This window comes from Bradyrhizobium sp. (genome assembly GCF_049581145.1).
Taxonomy (GTDB): Bacteria; Pseudomonadota; Alphaproteobacteria; order Rhizobiales; family Xanthobacteraceae; genus Bradyrhizobium.
In genome coordinates this window covers 1-3,844 of the sequence record NZ_JBAURI010000627.1, presented here as the reverse complement: position 1 = coordinate 3,844, position 3,844 = coordinate 1, and the positions used below count along the sequence as shown (strand labels likewise).

The 3,844-nt window shown below is 62.3% G+C and carries 5 protein-coding genes; 4 read left to right on the top strand and 1 reads right to left on the bottom strand.

All coding sequences use genetic code 11. The features are described 5' to 3' along the window. Together WCB02_RS20745 and WCB02_RS20740 are read left to right on the top strand one after the other, a co-directional pair. Positions 1-298: Crp/Fnr family transcriptional regulator (locus WCB02_RS20745; RefSeq protein ID WP_423960960.1), on the top strand; the 298-nt coding region annotated here is incomplete at its 5' end. Between the two features lie 37 nt (positions 299-335). Continuing rightward, a complete protein-coding gene (locus WCB02_RS20740; RefSeq protein ID WP_423960958.1) occupies positions 336-644 on the top strand; it encodes a DUF6894 family protein in 309 nt (102 codons plus the stop codon). Positions 645-1,010: 366 nt separating this feature from the next. Here the strand turns inward: WCB02_RS20740 and WCB02_RS20735 are convergent, their stop codons facing one another. After that, positions 1,011-1,943, bottom strand: coding sequence for a glutathione S-transferase family protein (locus tag WCB02_RS20735; protein WP_423960961.1), 933 nt, complete (start codon positions 1,941-1,943; stop codon positions 1,011-1,013). Between the two features lie 293 nt (positions 1,944-2,236). On the opposite strand from WCB02_RS20735, the gene WCB02_RS20730 reads away from it, so the two are divergent. Both WCB02_RS20730 and WCB02_RS20725 read left to right on the top strand, forming a co-directional pair. Beyond that, on the top strand, positions 2,237-3,382 hold the full coding sequence (locus WCB02_RS20730) for a peptidase M15 (RefSeq protein ID WP_423960957.1): 1,146 nt from the start codon (positions 2,237-2,239) through the stop codon (positions 3,380-3,382). A 195-nt stretch (positions 3,383-3,577) separates the two neighbouring features. Further along, on the top strand, positions 3,578-3,844 hold a 267-nt coding region (locus WCB02_RS20725), incomplete at its 3' end, for a hypothetical protein (protein WP_423960955.1).

Here is a 3,844-nt window from a genome sequence, read left to right as displayed (position 1 = left end):
AGCTTGCATCGCCGCGCATCCCGCCATTGCCCGGCTGGCACGCTGGCTGTTGCGCGCGCGCGACGCGGCCGGCGGCGACGAACTGCATTTCAGTCAGGAGTTCCTCGGCCAGATGCTCGGCATCAATCGAAACGCGGTGTCCCTGGTTGCCGGCGGCCTGCAGGACAAGGGACTGATCCGCATCGGCCGCGGCCAGGTTCGAATCCTAGACGCCGCCAGGCTGAGGGCAGCGGCCTGCGAGTGCTACGAGACGGTCAGGCAGGAGTTGGATCACCTGAAGCGGAGTACGTTGCATTGAAGACCACCTAGAGACAAACAGCAAAATGGGAAGAACGATGGCGCGATATTTTTCTGACCTCGATGACGGAAACACGAAATATGTCGATTCAGTTGGTACCGAATTGCCTGACATCAGGATGGTCCCCTCAGAGGCCATCGGGTTTTTGACGGCAATCGTCAAGGACGTGCGTGACGAGAACGACCGCGCTCTCTCCGTGATCGTCCGCGACGACAACGGCCGCAGCATTTTTGTGGCGACATTGACACTGCAGTCGGATTGGCTGGAGACGCGGCATCTCGCAGAGGCCCGCAACACGCCGTCCTCATTGCCGCACGCGATCCACCGCACCCAGCAGAGCTCCTAGATACAGGGCGGATTGGCGCCCACCCGGGTCGGTCCCGCCAACAGGTGGCGCGAATGCGCGACTGATGGCAGGCTCGGCGCGGCCCCGGCGGACGTCATTCGCTGGTACGACGGGCGAGATGTCGGCGGAGGCCGACCGCTCGGTGTTCATGCATGGCGCACCGCCCGTTGAATGAGCCCGGTGCCGTGCGTACGAGGCTCGAGGCGGCCGCCTCGGTGAATTCGATTGTAGGATGGTAGAGCGGGTGAATCGATGCGTCTCGCAAGGGGCCCGTACCGATCCTGCTTTCTTCGTCTCCCACCGTCAGAACTTCGGAAGCGAAGTATCAGGCCGACCAGTCAGTTCGCTCTCGGTCGGCAGTTGCCGCTAGGCAATTCGGCGCTTGGTCGGCGCGAGGAAATCAAGCGCGGGTCCCTTCGGGACGATCCCCGTCGGATTGATCGTGCGATGGCTGCCGTAATAGTGGGTCTTGATCTGATCCAGCCGCACCGTCTCGGCAACGCCGGGAATCTGGTACAGCGCTCGCGTGTAATCCCACAGCTCGGGGAAATCGACCAGGCGGTTGCGGTTGCATTTGAAGTGACCGTGATAGACCGCGTCAAAGCGAACCAGCGTCGTGAACAGACGCCAGTCCGCTTCGGTGACGCGATCGCCTGTGAGGTACATACGACTCGAAAGCCTGTGCTCGAGGGAATCGAGCGCCGCGAACAGGGTATCGAACGCGTCGTCATAGGCCGCCTGCGTGGTCGCGAATCCTGCGCGATAGACGCCGTTGTTGATCGCCGGATAGATCGTCTCGTTCAGCGCATCGATCTCGGCGGCAGCGTCCTCGGGCCGAAATACCGGACCGTGCGCATCCGGCCATGCGTCGAGCATCTGGATGATCTCGGACGATTCGTTGTTGACGATGGTCCGGTGAACCCTGTCCCAGAGCACGGGGACCGTCACCCGTCCGGTAAAGCGCGGCGCCGCCGCCGCATAGACCTGCCACAGGAACCGGGCGCGGTTGATCGGATCGGCGCCGTCGCCGATGGTCCAGCCGTTTTCGAGCATCAGCGGATCGACATAGCTCACGCCGATCGCGTCGTCGAGGCGCTTGAGCTTGCGATAGATCAGCGTCCGGTGCGCCCAGGGGCAGGCCCAGGAGACGTAGAGGTGATAGCGCCCCGGCTCGGGCGCGAACCGGCCGCCGGCTTCGATGCGGTCACGAAACGGGGCGTCAGGCCGCTTAAAGGCGCCGCCGGAGCTTGAGGTGTCGTACCACTCGTCGCGCCAGACGCCTTCGACCAACAGTCCCATCTCGACGCTTCCCGCCTGTTCGAACCCGAGAATGTCGCCGGGCGACACGGCTCGTCCGGCCGTGCCATGAACGGAGCAACAATTCGGAACCTTTACGGGCTTGTCAAACAGCCAAGTCCACTCTCGTCATTCTCAACCCATATGCCCGTTGCTTTTGGGCAACACTCTCGCTTTAAAAGCTTTATTTGGAAGTTCCACCATTGCTTGTCCCTGTCGTGGCTCCAAAAATCGACGTCGTCAGACGGCGTCAGATTCTTGGCTCTGCAATCCGGCCCCATGGGGAGACGGTGATCATGAACCCACGATTGACAGCAACTGCAGCATGGTGCCGGGAGGTCGCTCTCCCTGCCTCGGTTCTTGCGATCGCCGCGTTTGGTTCTGCGGGGATCGACAACACCGGCGCGGCACCGATCGTCGAGCCCCGGGCAGCATCCCTGAGCGCCGTCGGCAAGGTTGCCGGCATGCTGCCGCCGATCTTGTTGGCTGCTGCTGATGCGGCTGCTGCCAGCACATCGCTGACGGAGACGGCAGCCGCCGAGCCGACGCCGGCTTTGCAAGAGCCGGAACCGATGGTGACGGCCGCATTGGCGGATTCATCGGATCGGCTGCCGGGCGAAACATCGCCCGAGCAGGTCGCTCCATCGCCGGCTGCGCGGGAGCCCGACGACGCTCATCCCGTTGTCGACTCGACCGAAATTCTCGATGAGTGCCCCGTCGTCGATACCTGCATCGACCGCTACCTGTGGGTGCTTTACCAGCGCACGCCCAAGGAAGATGTCGTCAGGACGGAAGACCGCAGAAAAGTGACGGTCAAGAAAAAGGGCAGACTGGTAACCGTCACCAGGACCTTCACGACAGTGACCGATGAGGATTTTGCGTGGAAGGATCCCAAGGCCGCCGAAAAGGCCGGCATGGCGCTGGCGGACTACGTGATCGGAGGCGTGGATCGCGATTTCAAGCTGAGGCTCTTTCACATGCTTCACGCGGCTGAGGAGGCGGGATTGTCGCCTGGCATCACCAGCGCGTTCCGCGATGACTACCGCCAATCGATCGCGAGCGGCCTCAAGGCAGCCAACGACAGATCCTATCATGGCGGCAGTTTCCATGGGGGCTACGGCCACGGGCTTGCAGCGGATGTCGTGAGCGTCCGTGGCGCGACCCGGGCCCAGCGTTTGGCGTCCACCGAAACGCTGTGGAAATGGATCGATGCACACGGCCAGGAGTTCGGAATCGGACGGCCTTATCTCGATCGAGACCCTCCGCACGTGGCGCCGATCGACGGCAAGGAATATGCGGATCACCATCCCGGGACAAAAGCTCCACGGGTAGGTTCGGTCACGAAGCAACGGGGTCAGCTCACTTTGCAAAACGATCGCGGTTCGACCAAACCCGCGAGAACTGCAAAATCGTCGAAAATGAGAACGGCCCGGCCTGTGTGATGAACCGAACTGGCCGTTCGTCCGGCGCTCACATCAAGCCGATGCCATCATCATTCCGGGGCGATGGCAACGGGGCGCCCGCTTGGCATCGACCTCAGATGCGCAATTGCGCGTCTGGGAATCCCGGGATTCCGGGCTCGCCGCGCTCCGCGCGTCATACGCGCGACGGAATGACGTCGTTGTTGATGGTCGCCGTTGATCGAAATGATTTTAATTTCGGAAACGCTGAACCAGGAGGCGGCTGGCGCATTGCATTGCGAGATTGGGCCGCGGGACAATATGCGCTATGGAATGCCAGCCAGACCACTGGAGCCGCTCGATATGGAGCCGCCCGATATGGATTTGGCAGGCCGTTTTGATCGAGGCGGGCGCGGACAGGCATCTCAACCGGGGTACGGCATGGTAAATCGATTTCCGACGGCGCAATCCGCCGGGGCCATGCGGCGTTGGCGATATTGCGCC